Origin of the sequence: Paraflavitalea speifideaquila (assembly GCF_032395985.1) — a bacterium.
GTDB lineage: Bacteria > Bacteroidota > Bacteroidia > Chitinophagales > Chitinophagaceae > Paraflavitalea > Paraflavitalea speifideaquila.
Window position 1 is genome coordinate 1,066,178 of record NZ_CP135920.1, and the last position, 24,155, is coordinate 1,090,332.

Sequence of the window (24,155 nt, forward strand, 5' to 3'; positions counted from 1 at the left end):
ACCGGTGAACATCCTGAAAAAGGAAGAATTGTTGCGCGGAGTAAGCACCAACCTGATCGATGCCTTGAGCAAAACACCAGGGGTTGCTCAAATTTCAACAGGGCCTGCTATTTCAAAACCTTCCATCCGGGGACTGGGTTATAACCGGGTAGTGGTGGTAAACGATGGTATCCGTCAGGAAGGACAGCAATGGGGTGATGAGCATGGCATTGAGATAGACGAATACAATGTAACGAAGGCCGAAATACTAAAAGGACCTGCCTCGCTGATGTACGGTAGTGATGCGCTGGCAGGGGTTGTGAATATCATTTCGATTTTGCCTGCTCCGGAAGGAAGTATCCGGGGAAATGTATTTGGTACTTATCAAACGAATAACAGGCAGCGGGGCATGCATGCCGATATTGGAGGCAACCACAACGGTTTTATTTGGGGGCCTATGGCTCTTATAAAGGAGCTGCAGATTATAAGAACAAATATGATGGTTATGTTTTCAACTCCAAATTCAATGAGCGCAACTTTGGAGGTTATATTGGGTTGAATAAGCAGTGGGGGTTCAGCCACCTCTATGTGAGCAATTTTGACCAACGAGTGGGGCTGGTAGAAGGAGAGCGGGACGATGCGACGGGTCAATTTTAAAGCCTGTGGATAATAATGGTGCGGCTGAAGAAGTGATAGCTGGCGGCAAGGATTTTACTTCAACGGATCCATTTATACCCCGTCAGCGCATCCAGCATTTTAAGGTTGCTACAGACAATAGTTTTAATATAGGAAAAGACCGGCTGACGGTGCTGGTAGGTTATCAACGTAACCAGCGGCAGGAGTTTGGCAATGTACTGGACCCAGGAGAAAAAGAACTTTATTTTGACCTGAATACGGTCAACTACAATGTGCAGTACCATTTTGCAGAGAAGGACAACTGGAAAACCACGATTGGGGTGAATGGCATGCAGCAAAGCAACAAGAATAAAGGGGCTGAGGTACTGATACCTGAATACTCCTTATTTGATATTGGCGGTTTTGTATACACGCAGAAAAGGATCAATAACCTTACTTTAAGTGGTGGTGTACGATTTGATAACCGTTCGTTGGATTCTAAAAAGCTGGAAGATGGCGGGGATGTTAAGTTCGAGGGCTTTACAAAGAGTTTCTCCAACGTATCGGGCAGTGCAGGATTGAGCTATGAAGCGAGTAAAGCAGTCACTTTTAAATTGAATATAGCCCGTGGCTTCCGGGCGCCCAGCATTCCTGAGCTGGCCAGTAATGGAGCCCATGAAGGTACTAATCGTTATGAATACGGTGAGCAGGACCTGAAGTCAGAAACGAGCTTCCAGGTGGATGGGGGAATTGAGTTGAATACTGAACACGTATCATTGGCGGCCAATATATTCTACAATGCGGTGAAGAATTTCATTTATTACCGCAAGCTGCAATCGGAAGGTGGTGGAGATTCGTTAGTGGTAGATGGAACAGATGAGTTTTTTGCTTTTCGTTTTGACCAGCACAATGCGCGTTTGTATGGAGCAGAAGTGAACCTGGATATTCACCCGCACCCGCTGGATTGGCTGCATATTGAGAACACTTTTTCGGTGGTACGGGGTACTTTGAGTCAGGAGCAGGATGGCAGTAAGAACCTTCCTTTTATACCCGCTGCCCGTTTGATCAATGATGTAAAAGCAGAATTTGCTGCCAAGGGAAAAGTGGTACGTCATGTATATATAAAGGCGGAACTGGACAATACCTTTGCACAGAATAATCCCTTTATCGGTTATAATACAGAAACGAAAACATCGGGTTATAGCCTGCTCAATGCGGGGCTGGGTGGAGAATTTGTCAGTAAAGGGAAGACTTTATTCAGCTTGTATATTGCGGCTAATAATATTACAGACGTGGCTTATCAAAACCACCTAAGCAGGTTGAAATACACGGCTGTAAACAATGTAACAGGCCGCGCCGGGGTGTTCAATATGGGCAGGAACTTTAGTATCAAGCTGAACGTACCCTTGTCATTTACCGGGCTGTAATCACGCAATACATAATAATATTTAAAACGGATCGTTATAAATGGGTAGTACTAACCCATTTTCATAGGATTTGAAAGCCCTTCGTTGTTGCGGAGGGTTTTTTATGGCTTGCTTTGTCGGGTTGAAGCAGGCCGGGCCTTTGTTATTTGTTGCCTATAGGAAATGAATGGCAGCTTTTGGGAAAAGTAATTGGTAAGTAAAAGTACTGTATGGAGTGAGGTGGCCATACAACACCAGTAAAAGTATCTAAACTCGGTATCTGCCTGGTAGATGAAAAATTGTGGCAACAGGTATAGTAAAGCTGAAATGGCAAGGCAAAGGCCTGCCTTCCTGAAAATGGTAGATGGCAGGCGTAGGGAAATGATCAATTGCAGGAAGGGTAGGAGTAGCCAAAACCAGGGCTTCATGTAGGGCATGTTCTTGTTGGCGGAAATCAAACCAGAAATGGTTGAAAACAGCCAGCCTTTCTTCAAGCTAAATCCGTAATCATTGTGATATATGTAGGGGTAATAATAGTAAAAGGTGGTATCTGGTCTTTGTTTGATCTGTAAATAGTATAGGAACCCATCAGACCGGTTTTTAAGGTAGGTAAAGGTGTTTTCATGAAGGCTCTTTTTCCAGGCCTTTATTAATTCTTTCCGGGTTTGTTCATTGAGAGGGGGAAGATCTTCTTATGTTCATTGTTCCACCAGATATTATCGAGGGTAGCGGTGGTAAAATGGCTGCTAATATAATTGGAATCAAACCCCGGATGCCGGGTAATAAATGCCGGGAAATAGGATTTGCCTGTAGCGACATAAATGCCGGCTATATCGTGGGCCATTAATTTATATTCGGCATAAGATCGTTGTGGTTTCAATACAAACTTATTGATGGATAAATTGGCAATGAGCAAGCCAGTTAAAACCAGTGCCAGTAATCCTGCTTTGCGGGTAATGGAACCGTCATAAATATCCTCTACCCATAGGTAATAAAGGGGATGGCGCCAGGCAATGCATTGATGCGTACCATAGTGCCATAAGTGAGGAGTAAAAAAGTAAAAGTTGCTTCCCAGGCAGTCATTTTCCTTTTGTAATAAATAGCCCGGAGCATGATGGCTACAGCCAATAGCCAGCACAAGGCCATTTGAGCATCTTTTACGATAAGGCCTGCAAAGTTTTGTATATAAGGTGCGCAGCCGAATAATACCAGCAGGCAAATTAAGGGCACTCGCTTTTTGCACCAGGTGGTGGCTATCAGGTAAAAACTGCTCCAAAGGAGTAATAGCTGGAATATCAACATTACCTGGGGGCCTTTATGTATGAAATTTAGCAGGCTCCAGAAACCAGCCATAACAGGCGGATGCCAATCGGTATACCTGAAGGTAATGGCTTGTGTGTATTGATCTACTGTATCTATGTACATAAAACCAGGATAGAATGCCAGCAGGTCAATCATGAACCCTCCAATTGCAACAAGAAGTAGGTATTTGTTCAATGAGAATTGATTCTTATGTAAATTAAGTGTTTATCATTTCATTTGAGGCTGTTTTTCAGCGAAGGTAAAACGGAATTACAGGGGCTGTATTATGAATTACCGTCCTGTTTTGCAGCTAAGATTGTATTTTAGTAGCAAAATATGGACATGGAGTTATCCATTACAACCCCTGCTTTGTTATTCCCTGCTATATCTCTATTAATGCTGGCCTATACGAACCGGTTCCTGGCTTTGGCAAGTTTGATCCGTAATCTGCACGATAAATATAAAAAGACCCTGATCAGAAACATATCGTTCAACAAATACGCAATCTCCGGACAAGGATCAGGTTAATCCGTTCCATGCAGGCCCTGGGCGTGATCAGTTTCCTATTTTGTGTAGTTTGTATGTATTGTATTTTCAGGAATTGGACGGATGCCAGTTATATCATTTTCGCTATTAGCACAGCTGCATTTATGGCTTCCCTGATCATATCATTGTTGGAAATTTTCCTCAGTACAAAAGCACTGGAACTTGAATTAAGTGATATGGAAAAAGAAACCAGGGTTAATTTCTTTACCAATATTTTGGGGGTACGGGATGGCAGGGAGCAGGAGTAAATTATTGGTAATAAGTTATTGTTGGGTATTTTTTCTGTGGTCTTGCCCTTATAATCAGGATCATATTGTACAAAAAAGTACAGGTAGATGACCCTGCTGAGGCGCATGAGCCAGGGCTGTAGAAAAATAAGGAGGAATACGTTGATGCCCAGCCAGAAGAAAAACGATTATCGGTAGTGGACATGCCAATGAGGACATACCAGGCTACGAATGTGGTTACCGAAAGCGCTACGGAGAGTGCATAGCTCACATAGGCCGTTCCATACCAAAAGCCTGGTTCCAACTCATAGGGTTGTTTGCATTCGGGGCAGCTTTCGGGCATATCAAAGACTTTCTTGAGCCTCCATGGATTGTTGTTGTTGAACATGAGTCCCCTGCGGCAACGAGGGCATTTCATGGTAAAAATGCTCCAGAAATAATTTGGTTTGGATGATGCTGGCATGGCAGCAAAGATACGCTATCTGTTACCAGTTGCAAGGCATGACAAACCCCGCCCGCTTTGCAGCGGGAATAAACCAAACTGACAATGATGAGCTAAACAGTTAAGCTGCCAGCGTTTTCTTTCTTTCTCCGATCTGCTGACGCCACATGGCATAATAAAGGCCTTTGTCTTCCAGCAATTCTTCATGGGTACCCGTTTCTACAATATCCCCTTTTTCCAAAACAAAGATGCGGTCGGCATGCATGATAGTAGATAGGCGGTGTGCAATGAGGACAGTGATCTGATTACGTTGTGAAGACACCTGTTTGATGGTATTGGTGATCTCCTCTTCGGTGAGTGAATCAAGGGAAGAGGTAGCCTCATCAAATATGAGGAGGTGAGGTTTGCGTAAGAGGGCCCTGGCTATGGATAAACGCTGTTTTTCGCCCCCTGATAGCTTAAGCCCCCTTCTCCGATCATGGTATCTATTCCTTTTTCGGCCCGGGCCAGGAGGTTGGTACAAGCGGCTTTCTGCAAAGCATCCAGCAGGTCATCGTCAGAAGCAGCGGGATTAACAAACAGTAGATTTTCTTTGATAGTACCGGAAAATAATTGGGTATCCTGGGTTACAAAACCTATCTGGCTGCGCAGGTCATCATACTTGATGGCTGTTTCATCAATGCCGTTATATAGTATTTTACCTTCCTGGGGGCGATATAGGCCTACCAATAATTTCATCAGGGTGGTTTTGCCTGAGCCGGAAGGGCCAACAAAAGCAATGGTTTCTCCCGTTTTGGCAGAGAAGTTTATATTGTCGATGGCTTTCTGTTGAGCCGTTTGATGTTTGAAGCCCACAAACTGGAATTCGAGTGTTTGTATATGGCCCAGGTGTTTAGGCTCTGCAGGCTCTGGTTCGGGCTGCTTCTTCATCAGGTTTTCAAAGTTGTTGAGGGATACTTCAGCTTCGCGGTAGGAGAGGATGATATTCCCTATTTCTTGCAAGGGGCCAAAGATGAAAAGGAGAAGATCTGCATGGTTACCAATTCGCCACCATTCATTTCTTTTCTAAAAACCAGCCACATCATAATGAAAAGGATCACCTGACGCAGGGTGTTGACAAAGGTTCCTTGTACAAAAGCTACACTACGGATGCGCTTTACTTTTTTACTTCCAGCCCCAGAATTTTATAGGTATTGCGGTTAAGGCGGCCTACCTCCTGTTCGGTTAGTCCCAGGCTTTTGACCAGCTCAATATTCCTTAGTGATTCAGTAGTAGCCCCAGCCAGAGAGGTTGTTTCTTTGACAATGCTTTTTTGGATGGTTTTGACCTTTTGCTTAGCAGGTTAGATATGAACATAAGTACGCCAATTCCTCCAAAGTATACTAAGGGAAGTGACCAGTGTATCCTTGCGGCAAATACGGATACCACGACGATGCCCACTACTACTGTAAAGAGGATATTGACAAAGTAACCAATGAATTTTTCGGTATCGGCCCTTACTTTGGTAAGTACAGAAAGGGTTTCACCGCTGCGCTGGTCTTCAAATTCCTGGTAAGGGAGGCCCATGGCCTGCTTAAGGCCATCTGTAAATACTTTGGCTCCAAACTTTTGTACAACGACGGTCATGAAATAGTCCTGGAAACTTTTGGCTATCCGGCTCACCATGGCCACAGAGATGGAGGCCAGTAACAGGGGAACGACCCCCAGGGGTTATTGTTGAACAGGAACCTATGCCAGTTAAATGTATTGGTGCTGGTTTGGGTCTGGTCTTTATAATAGGTAGCAAAATTGACCAGTTTACCGAAGATGATGGGATCCAGGAGAGAGAAGCCAATATTAATGGCAGCCAATAGTAATACAAGGAAAACCAGCCATTTATATGGCTTGAGATAATTTATTAATATTTTCATAGCTAACTATTACTTGGGGAATTAGGAATTAACCGGAAATGGTCTAGGAATGTTCAAATTCCGTACAATTTCGTTAAAAATGGCAAGATGGCAGTATGAAATCAACAAATCATCCTGGATGCTTGGAAGGCCGGATAGCAGAACAGACGGAACGCGATAGTTTTTTTCAAGGTAGCAACGCGTGAACAATGATTGGTAGGCATTGATGATCTTATCCCAATTGTATAATTGTTCTATTTTCAGGCTATTAGCAATTAGGCGACTGGCAGCAGCTGGGTCTTTTGATAATGTTTCGGCATATTGTTTTACTTCTGTGGCTGTGCTAAAATAGTAACCATGCTCCTCTAAAACAGCTTTGTTAAAAACATTGTCCTGTGCCACAATGAGTGCCTGGCTGCCCATGGCTTCCAGTAGAGAAGGATTAGTGCCCCCAACGGAGTGCCCATGAAAATAAAGATTGGAGAAGTATATGAGGTTATTAATGTGTTGTTGGTTATATACAGAACCAAGGAAACGTATCCTTTGTCGGCGCTGAATTTTTTTATAAGGTAGCTTCCAAACTTATTATTGGTATTGCCTATCACAATAAAATCACGTGGTGATTGTGAAAGATGATATCCATCAAGGATCATTTCAATATTGTTTTCCGGTTCCATACGGGCCATCAGCATGTTGTAACCTTTAGAATGGAGGTCATAGTTCAACAAAAGAGTTGCATCGGGCATATTGAAGACAGTTGCACCATAGGCAATATAGGTTGGGTTTACCTGATATTTCTCCTTCAGGTAGGTTTGTATGTAAATTGAATCTGCCACAAAGAAATCACTGTATTTGATGGCTAGCTTTTCTGAATAATGGAGAAATCGCTGTATAGCAGGTGGGTATTTGGTACGCTTCCATTCCAATCCATCCATATTAGATATAATGGTTGTGTTGGAAGGGTATAATGGCCCCCATATGGCACTACTGGTATAGCCAAGGAATAATAATACATCATAGTTTCGTTTCCTGGCATCAACAATACAGTTAAGATCATAGATAAATTGACCGGAAGTGCCTAATAAATGCTCGGGATCATAGCAGTGTAAAATATGTACGCCATTCCAATTCGATTGCTGGTTGGGGTGATTATGCGAGCAATAAACATATACTTCATGGCCCTTTTTACCAATCCCTGTGACAGGTGTTCTGCAAAATATTCAAACCCACCATAATTATTGGGAATGCCTCGTGTACCTAATATACCAATGCGTAGGTTCATTTTTTTGCAGTACCAGTTTATAAGCTGTAAGGGTTTTTCTGCCGCTTGCTGCCAGGTATAGTTGTTTAATATCTTATCTCCAAGTTGATCTGGATATGGAGCATTGGCTGCCTGGTCAATGGCCCGCCGGATGGATTCTGGGGACGCAGGATCGCAATAAAAGGCGTAATCTTCAAAGTATTCCCGGGTGTATCCTTTATCAGTAATGACAATGTTGCATCCCATGGCGGCAGCTTCCAGTGAAGACAGACCGCAGGTTTCGAACCAACTGGGTAGTATATGTACTTTGGCTTTCTGATAATAGGATGCTAATTCCTCTTGGGGCAGGTAGTCGATAAAAGTAATGTTTGGGGCTGCCAGTTTACGGGAATTGTTATAATACTGACTTTGATTTGGAGCGGCCGCACCGATGATCACCAATTTATAATGGGTATTATTTAGGGCCTTTATGAGGTTTTGTTGATTTTTAAGTCCCTCCACTCTGGCAACACAAAGAACAAGTAGTGGATCTTTGGGGATATGGTCGTTAAAGAAAAACAACTTTGAATCTATGCCATTGGGCACAATGAAATGAGGGGGAGATGATGATGGTGCTCTGCCAGTCGATTATACTCAAGAGCAGAGTTCGGCAGTATAAAAGTGGTTTGAGCCAGGATATGCTCTATGCTTTTCTTTTGTCCCCTCCATAGGTAGGACCAACCAGGGAACTGCTCCTTTAGAAATAGCCATCGGGCAATCCGTTTACTATATTCTACTTTATTGGCTGATAGAAGTTTAAAGAGAATTCCTGCAATACCATGACGGTAGCTTTTATCGTACAGGCTGTAGTCGATCCATATTGGTGACAGGATACAAGGGATGGTGGTTTTTGAAAGATGGATTAGGGTATCTGCAGGCCGGGTGAGATTAAAGAAGTGCAGTAGATCGTACCTGGCATAATCTATAGGACTATTAGTAGGCTTAATATCCACCGAAATACCTGCACGCTTCAGGTGCCTGGCAATATTGATCGCCTGGATAGTATCTCCCCCAGGGAGTTGAATAGTGTGGAACGGGTGATGATGGCTACATTCATAACGCTACATTCCTCCTATTCGCAATAAAATAAACAAAGGTTGCCTATAGTACAAACTTACTAGGGGCAACCTTTACTACAGACTGATTTTAACTAAGCTGGCATGCTAAACGAGTAGAAAACTAAGATTTAGGTTTTTCCCAAAAACAGGGGTAATTATCAATGTTGCAAGCAGGGAGAGCAGGAAGCCGTAGATAAACATCTGGCCATAGTTTGGATAGTTGGTTTTGTTGAGCCTTAAGAAGGGTTGTATGACTTCGATGTTATCCATTAACTTCAGGTTTTGGTCGATATCCAATTGCTCCCTGATATAGGATACCTCTGCCTGGTAAATCGAAACAGGATTAATGGGTTCACCTAATATGATTCCCTGTCCTTGGCTGCGTGGTATTATGCTTTGGGATACAATGCCTTGCAAGCTGTCAAGGCTTTTCAATTTTGTATCAAGAGAAGCTTTGAAGGACTGTAAGGTTTGAATTTTAGCTTCTTTACGTCTAATTACATAAGGAATATTCTCGAGGTAATAAACGATTCCTTTTGAGCAGAATCAATGTATCCCATATTGTTGAGTATCAATTCAATTGTGAAAATAGACATGGAGGTATCATTTTTATCAATTGCAATTGTATCCTGTACCGGATCAAGTTTGATACTATTGATGCTGCTAACAGCTTCCTGACTGATTTGTAGCTTCTGGGCTAATAATGGGAGATTTGCACTACCTTTTAAATCGTTGAGGTTTTCGATTAAAATTTTGCAATACTTGCCAGGTAATACCCTTGACATAAATATGCCTTCAGTTTTGTAGGAAGGCTTCATAAAGTAACGCAACGAGTAGGCCGCACCAGAAATTAAAATAATAATGCTAAAAAGAGTAATCCATTATTAGTGATTCGGAAATAGTAATTGTTGATCCATTTCCTTATTGTTTTTAATCCTCTTTTCAGCGGTTGAAAAAAATAAGCTAGATCAATTTCCGGTGATGAAGCGGGCTGTTTTTCTTCCATAATATGGGTTGTCTTTTAAGGTAATTGTTTAAATGTTTTAATATGATCAGCTGTCCAAAGGGTCGCTGAATGCAAGTATCGAATTAAAAAAGGAGTACCATATGATCCCTTTATTAGCTTCTAAAGTGGCTTCTGTAAAGCAGATGGCGCAAAATAAAAAAGAAAGAGGAAATACATTTTGTCAAATGTCTTTTTTTATAAAATGTAAAAGGAATAAAGATGCAAAGAATTAATAGCACCAGTCCCACTATCCCATTCGTTAACCATGCCTGAAGATATTGATTATGTGTATTGTACCGGTTATATCTTGATGCAAAATAGAACTGGCGATCTTCATAGGCTACCTGAAGGCTATCTTGCACATCGCCCGTGCCTACGCCTGCCAACCAATGTTTTTGGATCAGGTCCTTGCTGCACTTCCAGATGGCCAACCTTATGGCTTTTCCTCCCCAGCTTTTACCCAAAGATGCATCCTGATCCAGTTGTATGGTGTTAGTGGTTGAAAAGTCTTTAAGGTCTTTCCATTGGGCTTGTAAGGAGGGAATCGTGATGAATGAACCGATCAATATAGCTACCAGGAAGAGGATAACAGCTAAACGGGCATAAAGACCTTTAATGTAATTCTTGAAGGTCATTAACAGAATGATAATGAACCAGCATGCTATAACAAGGCGGATGCTAAGTAGAATAATGATCAGGGAAAGGAAAATTGCAAGAAAATAGAGTAAGCGTTGTTTGTTCTTGGAAAAACTGGGAAGTAATTGAAATAATATTATTATTGACAACAAACAAAATATACCCATTACGTATGGATAAATGTCTGGGAAAAGAATCAGGTTTTCGTTGGTCAGCATTTTAATATTCCTTGACATTATAGCTTTGACCAAGCCGTAAATAAAGCCAGTTCCACTAGCCAATGAGGTAGCTATGAGGAAATGCAGTAAAATTGCTCTTGTTGTTTGTGAAGTTAAAAATTGGGTAGTTCCAAAAATAACTGGGAAAAGTAATAAGGCCGATTTTTGCTGTAGTATGGTCATCCCCTCTTTCATATTAGTGGTATACAGCAGCCCTGCCACAGCCATCAGGTATAGAGAGGTAAAAAGTAGTATGAAGCCTTTCCTTGTGCCAGCAATCTCTTTATTCTTCCTGCCAAACAATAGCCAGAAACCCGCGAGGGCGATACAAAGGAGTGAATTGAGTAGTGTCCAAAAGACTAAAGTATAGGCGATCCCTATACATAGGTAAGTATAGATGGGTTGTTCATATTGCCGAACGAATGCTCTTAGTTGGTGCCACTTTTTCATATTATCCTTTTTTTAGCCATGCTTTTGTTAATAACCAGATGAAATAGCTATTGGTATATAAATACCTTCTGAACATTCTGCGGGGTTCCTGAAGGAGGCGGAACAACCATTCTAATGACATATCCTGCATCCATTTGGGGGCGCGTGTCTGAACGCCTGCCAATACTGGGAGTGCCCCGCCAATACCAAGTAATACGGCATTTATTTTGTTATAGTTGTTGGCCATCCACTTTTCTTGTTTTGGGCACCCGAGGGCTACATACACTACATGCGAACTGGACTGGTTGATCATGTCAATGTGATGCTGTAGCTCCTGTGGTGTTAGCGTCACTCCGAAGGGAGGAGATATGGCACCACCTATTTTCAGATTAGGGTAGAGCGAGGCCACTTTGGTTTTAAGCGTAGCAAGCACTTCAGGGAAGATCCATAAAAGAAAACAGTGCCACCTGCCTCATTAAGGGCTTCCAGTGATCGGGGCATGAAGTCCATTCCGGCTATACGGTCCTGCTTTTTTTTATACAGCAACTGGCAAGCAATGGACAAGGGCTTGCCATCAGCCAATAGAAGAGCGGCATCCTTCAATTGGTTATTGAATGACGGGTCTTTATAAGCCTCTATGGTCATGTGTGCATTTGCAAAACACACAAAGGAAGGTTTATGTGCAAGCCCCCAGTCTACAACAGTAGACAAACTCTCATTGAATGATATATGGTTTACGCTAAGGCTAATTATTTGAAGTTTTTCGGACATCTAACTGTTTATTTGGCTAATTGCGTCTTTATAAATTTTAAAATTGAGCTATAATGGACTTCCGGATGATAGTTTTCCAGATACGACTTACGGGCATTTGCTGATAATGCTTTTTAGCTGGATCGGTGAGTTCGGCAAATTGGGTGACTTTCTTCTGTAAGTCTTCAATATTCGATTTGTGAAAATGAAACCCGTTATATCCGTTGCTTACCATACTTTCCATGCTTCCTAGTTTTGAAGCAATAACAGGAGTTCCCGTTGCAAATGCTTCTAGAATTGTAAATGGTAATCCTTCATACCAAATGGATGGAAATATGAGCGCCTGGCTTTTTTTCAAAAATGATAGTACATCCATGGATTGCATGCTACCCATGAAGGTAATATTAGAGCAGTTGTGGTATTTTGACTGCAATGCTTCCTTCTCTGGACCCTCTCCAATAATTAGCAGATTGTGCTGAGGCATATTTGCAAATGCTTCCAACATGATATGTCCACCTTTTTCTCTGGAAAGCCTGCCAATGAACAAAAAGTAGCCTTCTCTTGGCCACTGTCCTTCCTGGGGTCGGGAATAAAATTGGGCTTAATCAAGAATTTATTAGCTGGCAAGTTCAATGACGAGTCAAGTAACCGGGACTTCGAAAACTCATTGAGAACAATATAGGAGGTTACCTTATTTTGCCAGGTGTGCAATAATTTGTGTATGCTGGTAATGGTTGTAACCAAGGCACTTTCCACTGTTGAATCGCGATAGCATTTATACTTTATTCCAGCTAAAGGGATTTTTGGGATACGCATAATTCGCAAACCTGATTTTCTCGCAGCAACAAAGCATTTGCGCAAATTAGTCTGTAATTATGCAAAGTGATGATAACGGGAATATGGAGTTTATGGGCGGCGAATAAAACGGCGGGCGAAGCTACAAAGAATAGGTTATGTACATGGATGAGATCGGGCTTGAAATCCTGGACATATTTTTTACCATTTTTGCCGAACTGGTATTGTAAATAGCCTGAACCCCGGCTTTTAATTTATTGAACATGCCGGGAAGAGTTTTATTGTCAAAAATCAATGTTTCGACAATATGGCCTTTTTCTATCAGAATAGCGGTTTCTTGTTCGACTGCTACATCCTCGCCTCCACGATGTTGATACTTGTTATGGATGAATAAAATTCTCATGGGTTGGCGTAGGCTTTGAATGATAAATGGGTCCGGTTACTGATAACTTTGGCGACAAGCCCTAAAAGCAGCCAATACCCACCAGAGTAAATGGGTGATTCGAGCACTGGATTAAAAAGCGCAATAACGGTTGTGGCGAAAAAGCTCCAGAAAACAAATATTTCGTTGTTGCTATAGTAGTAACTTTTATAGTAGAAATATTCCCTGAATATTGTCCTGTAAATAAGTACAATAAGAATGGCATAAACAATCCCTAACCGGCCAAACAGATATACAAATGAGTTGTGTGCTCCTATTATGTAGGGAAGTGTCGACAACTTACTAAAGTCCTCAACAGGGTAATAGTGAATTAGAGGCGTTCCAAAACCATAGCCGAAAAGATTGCCTGGGAAATTATCGACGATCACCTGTTTCCATAATATTAATCTCCACGTACTGTTTCCATCCAGGGCCAGTATGGGGTGAGATTTCATGACATTAAAAATGGCATTATAGGAATGCGGATCGAAGTTATGGGTGATAATGGCCAGATAAGGCTGCAGGTAAATGAATATGATTGTGAAGCCAAGGAGGCCGGTCAATACTGTTTGTTTGAAAAATTTGTAGCCTGGTGAAACAAAGAGGAAGAGATAAAAACCTGTTAATACAAGTGTGGTAAATGCATCATAAACGAACCCATAAATAGTGGTCAGTACGAGTAATAGCAGCGGTACCCAACGCTTGTTGGCCTTGCCAAATAGAGCTGGAAAAACGACTGTCATATTAAAACGTTCCAGCAAAAGACGAGGCAAGGGAATAAAAATCAGCAGTGACAGTTTGCGAAGCGTTGGCCTTGTTTTCGTAAGAAAACTACTGAGATATTTGTAGCAATAAAATCCAATGAAAAAGCACATCATTGAATAGACAATAACCATATTTCTCAGGTAGAAATAAAAAGTATCCATCCGCAGGAGGGATACTACAGCATGAATCCCCCACAGTAATAAAAACAACATGCAAAGGCTAATGGTGTCATTCCCAATACGAAACCTTTTATATATTAATAGAAAAAGGCCTATTGCAGAAAGCAGTTCATTGAACAGGAGCTTTTTTTCCAGGAACCAGGGCCATAGTATATAGCATAAGGCGAGTGATAAAATACCATGTGCTATGATAGATTTTTTTATCATGACACTTTCTTTGCCAGTATTATGTTGTTAAAATATAATGTATGATTGGATGGGAATAATGGAATAAGGATACTGCCGAAGATGTTTATAGGAATAATAAATAGCAGGGATAAAGCATATCCAACGCGCCCACACTTTTTAAATAATTCGAAAAAGTATAAAGCCCAAAGCTGGAAGATTACCCGGACAAAGGAGCCACTTTTCTTGAGTTCTATCACTTCAAAGCCATTCTTATTAAGTAGGCTTGTAATTCCAAAAGAACTATAGCGGGCATAATCAAACGGAACTTCATGTTCATTCCAGCAAAATGGGACGGTTATCAGGGCCAGCGCATCTTTTTCAATACACGATTTATTTCCGGCAGTATTTCGTCCGGATTGAATACATGCTCTATTACTTCGCTACAAAAACTGAATCGAAGGTTTCATTCGGGAAAGGAATATGCTTGCCATCGTAATAAAAATCAACCTTTGAATACTTGTGGTCATGCCCGGTTTGTTCTATATCGAGGCCAATGTATTCTGATACAGTGAATAGATTTTCAAAGGGTTTTTGACCACATCCAAAATCCAATAACCTGCCTGTTAGGCGGGAAGAGAAACTTTTATTCCATGGTTCAGGTTACGCCGTATAAAATAAAAAGGATTGATAAAAATGCTTATCAGTCCGGGGTGGAAGCTTTGGTGCCGGAGGTATTTTGCTAGTCGACTATTTTGCATTGATATATGGATTAGCCAATCTAAAGAGTTGAATTTAACTAAGCTGAAGAAGCATTGTTCTCGTGGCCTGGGGTATATGCTCCGGGTTATTTGATTATAAGTCTTCCAGTATAATCAATGCGGTGAAAGTATATATAATTTGCTTTTTCAAAGTATTCCACAACTGCCTTTTGGCTCCATCCCAGTGGCCAAAGTCATCTATAATTAATACCCCTTTTTCTATTAAAAGTGGGTAAAGGAGTTCCAATTCAATTTTTGTTGATTCGTACCAATCAGTGTCCAGACGCAACAATGCCAGTTTTCCGGGCATATTACTGCTTAAGGTATCTTCTACTTTGCCTTTAATAAAAAATAAGTTTTCTTTGGGATATCCTGTCGAGTATAGATTATCCATTACCTCTTCTATTGAGAGTAGCACCAAATTGAATCTTTTGAGTCATCTTTTTTTTTCCTTGGCCATCAATTCATTGGCTGAATCTCCTTTGATCGAGGTGTCAAATTTACCAGGTTCACTCATTCCTTCAAAAGTGTCATATAAATGCAGTTTCCTGTTTGTTACATTGCGTTCTTTTAGTAAAAGCGCCATTAACCTTGAGCTGCCGCCTTTCCAAACGCCACACTCAACCAAGTCGCCTGGAATATTATTGTCAAGAACATAATTTAGAGACTGATACAAGCTATACATCCTCTCAATACTTGTCATCGTATACCCGCTACATTGTTCATATAACCGTAAAAACCGGGCATCGCCATATATATCGGGAGGAGACTTCTTTTTTTCTATTTTAATCTTGTATCCGAATTTCCCTGCAATTCTATTAGCAATTTGGACTAACATATAGGTTAATTGAATTATTTTTCAGAGCAAATATAATGTACTTGAGGATTAAAGCTGTGAATATTGAATTGAGGCTTTATAGGAGCCCGGTTTGGGTTTAGACTTGTAATGAAGCATTGAATGATTTGTAATGAATAATTGCTACCAGGCATGAAAATAGGACAAGGGCTATTACAAAGAAACGGGGGCATCGCCCACCAAAAATCGTAATAAAACCGGAACTCCGACAAATAACAGATTTTTCAGTAAAAAGACTACCCGCTCTGTTAATATTACGGGACGTTTAATTAGCACCAGCATGCCAATTGCAAAGGCAATTTCACCAGTTACCAGGCTAATACCAATAGCAAAGGGGCCTGCCAGAAGTAGGAGAAAATTATGGAAATTAGAATGGTAAACAAGGCAGAACATAATGATATTACGGCGTAAGGTATATCCTTCTTTTCAAGCATAGCCTTGATTATTAAACTTGAAAACATGGAGTAAACGAGGCCTGCAATCCCCAATAGTATAAAAAGGCCTTATGAGGGATGTATTTATTTCCAAAAAAGAGGCTTATAAATGTGGTTGGATAACAAATTATAAAGCAACAGAATGCGAGTCCGATAATGCTTGATAGTTGATCTACCTTGAAGCATATATCATAATCCATCATTTCCTTAATAAAGGTTTGATGAATTATCCTTAATACGCCTTTGAAAATCATATAAAACTTAAGGCCTGCAAAAGCAACGGCAACTACTTCAATGGTATAAAAATACGGGATGACTAAAATGAGCCCTAACCCAATAAAATACAGCGATAGTACCACTATTCCAAGGGGTAGGCTTTGGGCGTATAGCCAAAGATCTTTGAGGTGAGGGAAAGAAAAAACAGGGGCGTTAAGGATCTTCGAAATATAAATATTGCTAACAAGGTAAATGACTATTAAAGCTGCTATGTATACCAGCGGAAGGAGTTCTGGTGATTTATATGAAAAGATGACTAATAGGGTGAAGGGAATGAGTAATCGTAGAAAAGCGATAAAAGCGGCCGTTACTGAATACCCTTTGGAGTACAGGGCATAATCACCATTCCATGCCAGCAGGGAGACAGCAGAAAGATCAGGTAAAATTTATTAAAGAAAGCTAAAAATGAGAGGCTCATCAGAAGAATACCCAACATAAAACGGGCTGATTGGGTTTTATGGTATTTCTCTTTCCAATCCTCTGATAGTGCCAGATCGCGCATGGCAGTAGACTGCAGCCCTAAGCCAATTACGGTAATAATGAAAAAGAACAGGGAATCTATTTCAGCAATAGCTTTTAGTTGTGTTGAGTAACCCTGCTGCCCTATATACTTAAGCGTAAAGATGGTCAGTAATTGCCCCAAACCAGTAAAAACAGCTATATACAGTAACCTCTTTAACATCATCAGATTTTATGCGTGCGCCTTTAAAATGGGGACAAAAGTAACATCAAACATTTAAGAAACAGCATAAAATGGTCAATTAAGGTCTTGTAGGCATAATGATTTATTGGCATGTGATTTACAGGGATATGAAATTTCTGGAGATTGATTTTGCATATTGTAAAATTCATTTTCTTTGCGGCATAGAAAGGCGAAAGGTGAAATCTTTTTAACATTCTTTCCTTATTGAGGGAAGGACAAGTACCTATTTTATTATGAGTAGAACAGCCTTTTCTCGTATTCAGTTTCCTGGAAAAAGCAGGCGCATCCTCCCTGCTGTATGCTTCGCAACTTGTGCTAGCAGCTTTTTAATTATCTATTTATCAGTTGTTTGATGAAATAAGTATTATTTCTTCCATGTGTTGGTCAGTGTCTTTATGCTGATCAATAGGCAAAATTAGTATTCCGTTATAAACACTGATTTTGGTGATACATATTTAAAAAAATATTAGCAAATAGCCTTGCCGCTCCAACCCAGGCTTTAAGTATTTCCTAAAACCTCTCCCTAATATGTTTAAAATGTTAATCAAAAAATTTGATCCACGGAACAGTGCTTCTATCAACCAATATTTCAGGCGAAAGAGATTTAAATTTTTCTCCGATCTAATAGAAAGGGTGCCTAAGCCCTTGCAAATTTTGGATATTGGTGGACATCAGTCATATTGGGAGCAAATGGGCTTCATTAATAACAAGGACATACATATTACGCTTTTAAACCTTGAAGCCGAGCCGGTAGTATTGCCAGGTTTTTCGAGTGTGGTTGGCGATGCTACAGATTTGAAAGAGTTTAAGGATAAGTCATTCGATATTGTGTTTTCAAATTCTGTAATTGAGCATCTATTTACCCTGGAGAATCAAAAAAGATGGCAGATGAGATACAGCGGGTAGGTAAGGCATATTATGTTCAAACACCCAATTATTATTTCCCTTTTGAGCCACATTGGTTGTTTCCATTTTTCCAGTATTTTCCAACGAAACTGAAAGTGTTTCTCACCAACAATTTTTCATTGGGGCATTATCCAAGGTTAAAGGATAAGATCCGTGCCCAACGCAGGGTTGCAGAGGTTAGACTGTTAACTCCATCAGAAATGAAGCGTCTCTTTTCAACTGGTAGCGTTTGGAGAGAAAAGCTCTTTTTCTGACCAAATCAATCGTATTATACAAGAACAACTAAGTGCATGGGATCCCTTTTACAAGGCATGCAATTTGAAAGCAATGTATCAATGGGCAACTGCTATATGCCTTGTATTCTATCCGGTGGGCATATCCTAATAAATTGCGGGCCAAAAATAAATTCTGAAGCGCAACGTTTATATTCAGCCCGTTGTCAGTTAGTAAATATTCGGGTTATCCGGGGTTTCTTAAATTTTTAACAAATCTAATGGATACGTAGTCTTGAATGTTAGCAAAATTTGCTTTCTTTGCAGCTAGAAAGGCGTAAGTAGAAACAAATTATTATTGAATGGCCTTCCCTTTTGGGGAGGAAAAGCACTATTAACGATGATGATAACGACCTTTTCCAAAGTCCAGTCCTTTGAAAAAAAGACAGGGCCTTTTGTTGACACTACCGCCTTAAGAACTTATCTTACTGAGAAGCGTAATTACTTCTTAATCAAGCGTATATTTGATATTGTACTTTCTTCTCTGGTTATTATATTCCTTTTAAGCTGGTTATTTCCCATTATTGCTTTACTGATAAAACTCGACTCATCAGGGCCTGTTTTCTTTGTTCAGCGCCGCGTTGGCCGTTGGGGAAAAAGCTTTAAATGCCTGAAATTCAGGACAATGGTTGTAAATGACCAGGCCAATGTAAAGCAGGCTACGGAACATGACAACCGTATTACCCGGGTAGGTAACTTCCTGCGTAAATCAAACCTGGACGAATTTCCACAGTTCTTTAATGTACTTATTGGAAATATGAGCATTGTAGGTCCCAGACCCCATATGCACTCGGACTGCAAAACCTTTTCTGATGTGGTTCACAACTATAAATTCAGAAATACAGTTAAACCTGGTATTACCGGCTTAGCTCAGGTAAAAGGTTATCGCGGCCCTACCAAGAACTTTGAAAGCATCTTTCATCGTTACCAGTTTGACGCCTTCTACATCCGCAATGCCAACTTTTGGCTGGATATGCGTATTGTACGCAAAACAGCAGGGCAAACCTTTAAGATGCTCTTCTCCAAATTCTTCCCTGATGACATTAAAACTGAAGAGGTAGAAGCACCTAAAAAATGGGCTACATCTTTCAGAAGCTTGAATTAATCTTTCATTCACAAGAGACGGTTCCGGTTATTTTCCCCATCCATCCCTGTCCAGACCTCGGTATTGGATAGCTTCGGCAATATGCTCGGGTTTAATATCTGTAGCGCCGGCCAGGTCGGCAATGGTACGGCTTACCTTTAGTATCCGGTCATAAGCACGGGCAGATAAATGAAGCTTCTCCATAGCTGTCTTAAGTAAGTGTAACCCTAACGTGTTGATTGTACATATTTGTTTTAATTGCCTGCTGCTCATCTGTGCATTACAATATATACCTGTGGAGGCTTTAAAACGGGCAGCCTGAATTTCCCTGGCCTTGATAACGCGCGCTCTGATAATGGCAGATGTCTCTCCATTCTTTTGAACCGTTAGCTCTGAAAAGGCTACGGGTGTAACTTCTACATGAAGGTCAATCCTGTCTAATAAGGGGCCAGATATTTTGCTTAGGTATTTTTGAATATGCCCTGGAGGGCAAGTACATTCTCTGGTTGGATGGTTATAAAAACCGCATAAACAAGGGTTCATAGCAGCTACGAGAATAAAGCTCGCCGGAAAATCAACCACCATTTTTGCCCGGGAGATGGTTACCCTCCGTTCTTCAATAGGTTGCCGCATTACTTCTAATACCGTTCTTTTGAATTCGGGCAATTCATCCAGGAATAAGACTCCATTATGGGCCAGCGATATTTCACCAGGCTGGGGTACGCCGCCACCGCCTACCAGGGCTACATCACTCACTGTATGATGTGGGGAGCGAAAAGGGCGTTTAGCAATTAACATGGCGTTATGAGGCAGCTTACCTGCTACCGAATGGATCTTGGTGGTTTCAGGGCTTCTTGTAAAGACAGTGGTGGCAATATGGTGGGCAATCGTTTTGCCAACATGGTTTTGCCTGCACCCGGTGGCCCTACTAAAATAGCATTGTGGCCACCTGCAGCGGTGATTTCCATGGCCCGTTTGATGTTTTCCTGTCCCTTTACATCGGTGAAGTCAAAATCAAAATTATGCTGGTCAGTAAAAAGCTGTCCCGAGTATCCACTATGACAGGCTGTAAGGATTGTTCATCCTGGAAAAATTGAATGACCTCATTGATATGGCTCACACCATATACAGTCAGGCCATCAACAATGGCTGCTTCCCGGCAATTTTGCCGGGGTAATAGAAGCCCTTTGAAACCTTCTTTGCGGGTAGTGATGGCAATGGGCAATGCTCCTTTGATGGGTTGTATAGAACCATCGAGGTTCAACTCTCCCATGATCACATACTCTTTTAATTTTTCAGGATGAAGTAATTGTTCTGAAGCTGCCAGGGTGCCAACAGCGATGGCCAGATCGAAGGCGGAGCCGGTCTTTTTAATGTCGGCAGGCGAAAGGTTGACCACCAGTTTGCGCCTGGGCATAAAGTAATTGTTGGTTTTGAGAGCGCTTTCCACGCGTTGGAGACTTTCTTTTACTGCATTGTCGGGGAGACCTACAATATAATATTCGGCCCCACTCATTTCATTTACTTCTATAGTAATAGTAATGGCTTCAACGCCATACACGGCGCTTCCAAAGGTTTTTACAAGCATGAATATTGGCTATTTATCTTACTGGTTGGAGCAGAAAGATAAATAAAATAAATAATACATGGTGCAGCGGTTAGGTATCAAATGCAGGAAACAGCCGCAGTAGGCAATTAATTTTTATGGCCCCTTCATACAATAGCTTGGTACCTGGGTCGGGTAGTATCTCTTCTACCTGGCTGTTGACGGGTAGCTGTAGGGTGGTTTCTTTATCTTTTATGGATATCGTTTTATTAAAAGGAAAGTATGGTCTTTTCCATAAAAGGATAGCTCAGGGGAATTGAAAAGGCGTATCCTGCTCCTGGCGAACAGTAAACGATACTGCTTTTTTATCCTTATTGTATTGCCAGTTCATAGCCAGTACCGGGTGGCCGGGTGTATACAACCATTGTTGAAAAAAGGGCTTAAGATTGCGACCCGAAACCTCTTCCATGCTTTTGCGCAGGTCGTCTGTGCTGGCATTTTTACCACTGAACTTGGCATAATAGGCACGGATGCCTTTCCAAAACATCTCATCACCCAACTGGTCACGTAGCATATGTAATACCCATCCTCCCTTTTGGTAGGAGTTGGGATTGAGCAAGGCCATATAGTCTTTAACAGATGAATCGACGATCGGTTTCTTCGTTTTCCTGGTATAGGCTATCACCTGGCTACGGTCTTCCAATAACATCTTACGGGCCGTATCTTGTCCGTATTTATTTTCAAAATACAGGATGGTCATATAGGTGGCAAAGCCTTCGCTAAGCCATATATGCGCCCATTCAGTTTCTGTGGCCATATCGCCAAACCATTGGTGGGCTATTTCATGTGTCAGCAGGGATTCCGATTTACGGGTACCCGTTACAGAATTTTCGGAATAGAAGATAGCGCCTGCATTTTCCAAGCCGCCAAACATGGTCTTGGACTGCACATTGGCCAGCTTTTTATAGCCATAGGGGCCTACATTTTTGATAAAGAAGGGCAGTATTTCCGTGGCCTGTGCATAATCGTAAAAGCCCTTGTCTTTGTTCTCCGGGTATACCCAGCTGTATACAGGAATACATTGTACATCTCCGGCATACTGTACGGCAAAATCCGCCACCCCAATAACCATGATCTTCATGGGCAGGGGAGTAGTCTCTTTATAATGGGTGAGCTTAAGGTTATTGGGAAGCGATGTTTCTTCTACCTGTATGCCATTGGCCACTACCTGGTAATGGTTGGGGGCTGTAACCAGGAAATCCACAGGGGCTTTATCGGCAGGATGGTCAATGCAGGGCAGCCAGTTACGTGCGCGGTTGGGCCAATTGTCGGCAAAAAGCCCCGGTGCTTGTATTTATTGTTGGCAATGATGAGGCCATCGGCGGGGATACCTTCGTACGTAATGGCTACCACTCGCTTTTCTCCTGCTTTTGCTATCAGATCAAGGTGGATGGAATCGCCGGATTGACGAAAGGTAATGGGCTTATCGTTTTCCGTCACTTGCTGTACCGTCATTCCTTTTCCATCAGCGCGTTTGGATACCAATTCAAAGGTGAGGGCAGGAATATTTTTTAGTACCAGTACTTCAATGCTTGCTTTGCCTTGTATGCTGTTGTTGTCGTCATTTACAGTAACTGCAAACGTATAATGCTGTACATCAATAGGAGCGCCGGGCATTTGTGCCAGGGAATGATGCATAGCTGCCAATACCAGTACCAGGATACCAATTTTCTTCATGCCGGGGATTTGTTGATGAAGATATAGGAAAACCTGAAATATCGGATGGCATAGTGAAGAGCGGTCACAACCGTTCCAACAATTCCACTACTTTCTCCCGTTTCAGGATCAGGTAGCCCAGGCGGTCATTACTGATGCCTTCTTTTAGTTGGTAGCTGAAATACAATTGGTCTCCATTCACCGTGGTTTCAAAATACCGGAATGAGATATTGGGATACTTTCTAAGTTCTTCACCTATTTCATACAGGTGGGTCGAGAGGATAAAGAGGGCACTCTTTATTTTGATCAATCCCTGGATCACCGTATAGGAGCACTTCATGGCATCCTGTACATTGGTGCCTTTGAATAGCTCGTCGATCAGTACCAGCCATTTACGGCCATCATTGATCTTGACAATGGTATTGCGGATGCGCTGTACCTCATTAAAGAAATAGCTTTCTCCCTTTACGATATTGTCAACAACATTGATATTGCTCAGCAAGCCATCAAAGGTGGTTAACCGCATAGCCGCGGCGGGTACACCCATGCCCAGGTGTGCCAGGAATACGGCGGTACCTACCGCCTTGATGAAAGTACTTTTGCCGGCCATATTGGCCCCGGTAAGGAAAACGAAATTGCTTTCTTTACTCATCTGCACATCATACGGTACCGGGGTGGGCAGCAGGATATGGTACAGTTGTTTGGCGTCGATCAGCGGTTGTTCCTGAACCACAAAATCCGGGAAAGAAAGCTGATAACGCTGCATAGCAGTGGCCATGGAATACCAGGCATCAAAGCGGCCATAGATATTGACCAGTTCAAATACCTGGGCTTTAAAATGATCCCTGATATAGGCGCCGAAATAGATCGTTTGAGTGGGGGTGAATTTAGTGCCTGCCGGTACCTGGCGCAATTCATGGATCTCCTTCCTGTTCATCAGGTCTTTGGCGCGATGGAGGTAGGAGCGGATCAGTACCGGGGCCTCATTTTTCTCGAACAATTCAATCAATTGGTGCAGGCCCCGGACAAAATCGGCAAAATGGGAAAGAGAGTACCGCACCAGTGAAAAGTCGGCCGCATGAAATACTTTATAGGTCAGGGCATTTAATAAGTTGGCCCCGGGCATTGCATCAATATTGCTGTCGTAAAACCGCTCAATAACCATTACAGTACCATTGGTAATGGTGAGTGGCCAGTCATTGATATTGTTGTAAATGGTGCGGATGATCTGCTGGGTTTCCTGGATCTGGCGCAGCTCACTAAAGGGATTACTGAAGAATTTCAACAGCCACTCCCGGCCTTCGGTAGTACGGGTAAAATTCAGCTTGTGAAAAATAGAGAACTCTTCTTCATGCTGAAAAATGGATAGGTCGTTGTAGGTGGTGTTGTCTAATTCCATAGTGCCCGGACAATTTAAGTTATTTATCGATCAAATGATAAACGTTGTCCCTTCTTAGATTCATCCCATACCCC

General features: G+C 41.7%; 28 protein-coding genes and 3 pseudogenes. 6 read left to right on the forward strand and 25 right to left on the reverse strand.

The window, feature by feature from the left end:
* Positions 1 to 4: 4 nt before the first annotated feature.
* Together RS881_RS07555 and RS881_RS07560 are read left to right on the forward strand one after the other, a co-directional pair.
* Entirely contained in the window at positions 5 to 538 is a 534-nt protein-coding gene (locus RS881_RS07555; protein ID WP_315820510.1) for a TonB-dependent receptor plug domain-containing protein, read from the forward strand.
* A gap of 103 nt (positions 539 to 641) precedes the next feature.
* On the forward strand, positions 642 to 2,021 hold the full coding sequence (locus tag RS881_RS07560) for a TonB-dependent receptor domain-containing protein (RefSeq protein WP_315820511.1): 1,380 nt from the start codon (positions 642 to 644) through the stop codon (positions 2,019 to 2,021).
* Positions 2,022 to 2,649: 628 nt separating this feature from the next.
* Here the strand turns inward: RS881_RS07560 and RS881_RS07565 are convergent.
* Together RS881_RS07565 and RS881_RS07570 are read right to left on the reverse strand one after the other, a co-directional pair.
* A complete protein-coding gene (locus tag RS881_RS07565; RefSeq protein ID WP_315820512.1) occupies positions 2,650 to 2,916 on the reverse strand; it encodes a hypothetical protein in 267 nt (88 codons plus the stop codon).
* A gap of 62 nt (positions 2,917 to 2,978) precedes the next feature.
* Positions 2,979 to 3,458 carry a hypothetical protein gene (locus tag RS881_RS07570; RefSeq protein WP_315820513.1) on the reverse strand — a complete coding sequence of 160 codons (480 nt, stop codon included), beginning with the start codon at positions 3,456 to 3,458 and terminating at the stop codon, positions 2,979 to 2,981.
* 240 nt (positions 3,459 to 3,698) lie between these two features.
* On the opposite strand from RS881_RS07570, the gene RS881_RS59125 reads away from it, so the two are divergent.
* Positions 3,699 to 3,830: a DUF2721 domain-containing protein gene (locus RS881_RS59125; protein ID WP_350340194.1), complete on the forward strand. Its 132-nt coding sequence runs from the start codon at positions 3,699 to 3,701 to the stop codon at positions 3,828 to 3,830.
* Complete coding sequence (locus RS881_RS07575; RefSeq protein ID WP_315824391.1) at positions 3,830 to 4,096, forward strand: DUF2721 domain-containing protein; 267 nt, start codon at positions 3,830 to 3,832, stop codon at positions 4,094 to 4,096. Before RS881_RS59125 ends, RS881_RS07575 begins: the two co-directional genes overlap by 1 nt.
* Before the next feature lies 1 nt (position 4,097).
* Here the strand turns inward: RS881_RS07575 and RS881_RS07580 are convergent, their stop codons facing one another.
* From RS881_RS07580 to RS881_RS07660, 17 genes and pseudogenes are all read right to left on the reverse strand, one after another.
* Positions 4,098 to 4,418, reverse strand: a complete 321-nt coding sequence (locus RS881_RS07580) for a hypothetical protein (protein ID WP_315820514.1) — start codon at positions 4,416 to 4,418, stop codon at positions 4,098 to 4,100.
* A 220-nt stretch (positions 4,419 to 4,638) separates the two neighbouring features.
* A complete protein-coding gene (locus RS881_RS07585) occupies positions 4,639 to 4,839 on the reverse strand; it encodes a hypothetical protein (protein WP_315820515.1) in 201 nt (66 codons plus the stop codon).
* Between the two features lie 101 nt (positions 4,840 to 4,940).
* A complete protein-coding gene (locus RS881_RS07590) occupies positions 4,941 to 5,519 on the reverse strand; it encodes an ATP-binding cassette domain-containing protein (RefSeq protein WP_315820516.1) in 579 nt (192 codons plus the stop codon).
* 255 nt (positions 5,520 to 5,774) lie between these two features.
* On the reverse strand, positions 5,775 to 6,182 hold the full coding sequence (locus RS881_RS07595; RefSeq protein WP_315820517.1) for an ABC transporter transmembrane domain-containing protein: 408 nt from the start codon (positions 6,180 to 6,182) through the stop codon (positions 5,775 to 5,777).
* Positions 6,176 to 6,427 carry a hypothetical protein gene (locus tag RS881_RS07600; protein WP_315820518.1) on the reverse strand — a complete coding sequence of 84 codons (252 nt, stop codon included), beginning with the start codon at positions 6,425 to 6,427 and terminating at the stop codon, positions 6,176 to 6,178. The genes RS881_RS07595 and RS881_RS07600 overlap by 7 nt, the downstream gene beginning before the upstream one ends.
* Positions 6,428 to 6,448: 21 nt before the next feature.
* On the reverse strand, positions 6,449 to 6,808 hold the full coding sequence (locus RS881_RS07605; protein ID WP_315820519.1) for a hypothetical protein: 360 nt from the start codon (positions 6,806 to 6,808) through the stop codon (positions 6,449 to 6,451).
* Complete coding sequence (locus tag RS881_RS07610) at positions 6,772 to 7,341, reverse strand: DUF1972 domain-containing protein (RefSeq protein WP_315820520.1); 570 nt, start codon at positions 7,339 to 7,341, stop codon at positions 6,772 to 6,774. The genes RS881_RS07605 and RS881_RS07610 overlap by 37 nt, the downstream gene beginning before the upstream one ends.
* A 143-nt stretch (positions 7,342 to 7,484) precedes the next feature.
* Positions 7,485 to 8,252: a glycosyltransferase family 4 protein gene (locus RS881_RS07615; protein ID WP_315820521.1), complete on the reverse strand. Its 768-nt coding sequence runs from the start codon at positions 8,250 to 8,252 to the stop codon at positions 7,485 to 7,487.
* Positions 8,237 to 8,659: a hypothetical protein gene (locus RS881_RS07620; RefSeq protein WP_315820522.1), complete on the reverse strand. Its 423-nt coding sequence runs from the start codon at positions 8,657 to 8,659 to the stop codon at positions 8,237 to 8,239. Before RS881_RS07620 ends, RS881_RS07615 begins: the two co-directional genes overlap by 16 nt.
* Positions 8,660 to 9,261: 602 nt before the next feature.
* Entirely contained in the window at positions 9,262 to 9,549 is a 288-nt protein-coding gene (locus tag RS881_RS07625) for a hypothetical protein (protein WP_315820523.1), read from the reverse strand.
* Positions 9,550 to 9,883: 334 nt separating this feature from the next.
* The gene (locus RS881_RS07630) at positions 9,884 to 11,074 is read right to left on the reverse strand and encodes an O-antigen ligase family protein (protein ID WP_315820524.1); all 1,191 of its coding nucleotides are present in this window, start codon (positions 11,072 to 11,074) and stop codon (positions 9,884 to 9,886) included.
* 1 nt (position 11,075) lies between these two features.
* Positions 11,076 to 11,824: pseudogene (locus RS881_RS59130) on the reverse strand (WecB/TagA/CpsF family glycosyltransferase).
* A 37-nt stretch (positions 11,825 to 11,861) separates the two neighbouring features.
* Positions 11,862 to 12,350, reverse strand: a complete 489-nt coding sequence (locus RS881_RS07645) for a glycosyltransferase (RefSeq protein WP_315820527.1) — start codon at positions 12,348 to 12,350, stop codon at positions 11,862 to 11,864.
* A gap of 244 nt (positions 12,351 to 12,594) precedes the next feature.
* The gene (locus tag RS881_RS59135) at positions 12,595 to 12,852 is read right to left on the reverse strand and encodes a glycosyltransferase (protein ID WP_350340195.1); all 258 of its coding nucleotides are present in this window, start codon (positions 12,850 to 12,852) and stop codon (positions 12,595 to 12,597) included.
* A 145-nt stretch (positions 12,853 to 12,997) separates the two neighbouring features.
* Entirely contained in the window at positions 12,998 to 14,170 is a 1,173-nt protein-coding gene (locus RS881_RS07650; RefSeq protein WP_315820528.1) for a hypothetical protein, read from the reverse strand.
* 813 nt (positions 14,171 to 14,983) lie between these two features.
* A pseudogene (locus RS881_RS07655) lies at positions 14,984 to 15,727 on the reverse strand (TylF/MycF/NovP-related O-methyltransferase).
* A 1,035-nt stretch (positions 15,728 to 16,762) separates the two neighbouring features.
* On the reverse strand, positions 16,763 to 17,140 hold the full coding sequence (locus RS881_RS07660; protein WP_315820529.1) for a hypothetical protein: 378 nt from the start codon (positions 17,138 to 17,140) through the stop codon (positions 16,763 to 16,765).
* Positions 17,141 to 17,695: 555 nt separating this feature from the next.
* On the opposite strand from RS881_RS07660, the gene RS881_RS07665 reads away from it, so the two are divergent.
* Both RS881_RS07665 and RS881_RS07670 read left to right on the forward strand, forming a co-directional pair.
* Positions 17,696 to 18,064, forward strand: a complete 369-nt coding sequence (locus RS881_RS07665; RefSeq protein WP_315820530.1) for a methyltransferase domain-containing protein — start codon at positions 17,696 to 17,698, stop codon at positions 18,062 to 18,064.
* Positions 18,065 to 18,634: 570 nt separating this feature from the next.
* Positions 18,635 to 19,441 (forward strand): sugar transferase, encoded by an 807-nt coding sequence (locus RS881_RS07670; protein WP_315820531.1) that lies wholly within the window; start codon positions 18,635 to 18,637, stop codon positions 19,439 to 19,441.
* Positions 19,442 to 19,468: 27 nt separating this feature from the next.
* Here the strand turns inward: RS881_RS07670 and RS881_RS59140 are convergent, their stop codons facing one another.
* From RS881_RS59140 to RS881_RS07700, 6 genes and pseudogenes are all read right to left on the reverse strand, one after another.
* Positions 19,469 to 19,897, reverse strand: coding sequence for a magnesium chelatase subunit ChlI family protein (locus RS881_RS59140; protein ID WP_350340196.1), 429 nt, complete (start codon positions 19,895 to 19,897; stop codon positions 19,469 to 19,471).
* Positions 19,874 to 20,388: pseudogene (locus tag RS881_RS59145) on the reverse strand (ATP-binding protein); the annotation flags it as partial. The gene RS881_RS59140 and the pseudogene RS881_RS59145, both read right to left, overlap by 24 nt.
* 26 nt (positions 20,389 to 20,414) lie before the next feature.
* Positions 20,415 to 21,008 (reverse strand): magnesium chelatase domain-containing protein, encoded by a 594-nt coding sequence (locus tag RS881_RS07685; RefSeq protein WP_315820533.1) that lies wholly within the window; start codon positions 21,006 to 21,008, stop codon positions 20,415 to 20,417.
* 265 nt (positions 21,009 to 21,273) lie between these two features.
* A complete protein-coding gene (locus RS881_RS07690) occupies positions 21,274 to 22,230 on the reverse strand; it encodes a M1 family metallopeptidase (protein ID WP_315820534.1) in 957 nt (318 codons plus the stop codon).
* Entirely contained in the window at positions 22,191 to 22,703 is a 513-nt protein-coding gene (locus tag RS881_RS07695; protein ID WP_315820535.1) for a gluzincin family metallopeptidase, read from the reverse strand. Before RS881_RS07695 ends, RS881_RS07690 begins: the two co-directional genes overlap by 40 nt.
* A gap of 64 nt (positions 22,704 to 22,767) precedes the next feature.
* Positions 22,768 to 24,081: a MutS-related protein gene (locus RS881_RS07700; RefSeq protein ID WP_315820536.1), complete on the reverse strand. Its 1,314-nt coding sequence runs from the start codon at positions 24,079 to 24,081 to the stop codon at positions 22,768 to 22,770.
* Between the last annotated feature and the right edge of the window lie 74 nt (positions 24,082 to 24,155).

What these genes read in the sequence shown, in the direction of transcription:
- RS881_RS07700 (WP_315820536.1), bottom strand. Translation starts at nt 24,081, where the DNA reads ATGGAATTAGACAACACCACCTACAACGACCTATCCATTTTTCAGCAT.
- RS881_RS07625 (WP_315820523.1), bottom strand. Translation starts at nt 9,549, where the DNA reads ATGTCAAGGGTATTACCTGGCAAGTATTGCAAAATTTTAATCGAAAAC.
- RS881_RS07570 (WP_315820513.1), bottom strand. Translation starts at nt 3,458, where the DNA reads ATGATTGACCTGCTGGCATTCTATCCTGGTTTTATGTACATAGATACA.
- RS881_RS07610 (WP_315820520.1), bottom strand. Translation starts at nt 7,341, where the DNA reads ATGGATGGATTGGAATGGAAGCGTACCAAATACCCACCTGCTATACAG.
- RS881_RS07660 (WP_315820529.1), bottom strand. Translation starts at nt 17,140, where the DNA reads ATGATGTTAAAGAGGTTACTGTATATAGCTGTTTTTACTGGTTTGGGG.
- RS881_RS07685 (WP_315820533.1), bottom strand. Translation starts at nt 21,008, where the DNA reads ATGCTTGTAAAAACCTTTGGAAGCGCCGTGTATGGCGTTGAAGCCATT.
- RS881_RS07695 (WP_315820535.1), bottom strand. Translation starts at nt 22,703, where the DNA reads ATGAAGAAAATTGGTATCCTGGTACTGGTATTGGCAGCTATGCATCAT.
- RS881_RS07580 (WP_315820514.1), bottom strand. Translation starts at nt 4,418, where the DNA reads ATGCCCGAAAGCTGCCCCGAATGCAAACAACCCTATGAGTTGGAACCA.
- RS881_RS07600 (WP_315820518.1), bottom strand. Translation starts at nt 6,427, where the DNA reads ATGAAAATATTAATAAATTATCTCAAGCCATATAAATGGCTGGTTTTC.
- RS881_RS07665 (WP_315820530.1), top strand. Translation starts at nt 17,696, where the DNA reads ATGTTAATCAAAAAATTTGATCCACGGAACAGTGCTTCTATCAACCAA.
- RS881_RS07650 (WP_315820528.1), bottom strand. Translation starts at nt 14,170, where the DNA reads ATGATAAAAAAATCTATCATAGCACATGGTATTTTATCACTCGCCTTA.
- RS881_RS07630 (WP_315820524.1), bottom strand. Translation starts at nt 11,074, where the DNA reads ATGAAAAAGTGGCACCAACTAAGAGCATTCGTTCGGCAATATGAACAA.
- RS881_RS59125 (WP_350340194.1), top strand. Translation starts at nt 3,699, where the DNA reads ATGCTGGCCTATACGAACCGGTTCCTGGCTTTGGCAAGTTTGATCCGT.
- RS881_RS07595 (WP_315820517.1), bottom strand. Translation starts at nt 6,182, where the DNA reads ATGGTGAGCCGGATAGCCAAAAGTTTCCAGGACTATTTCATGACCGTC.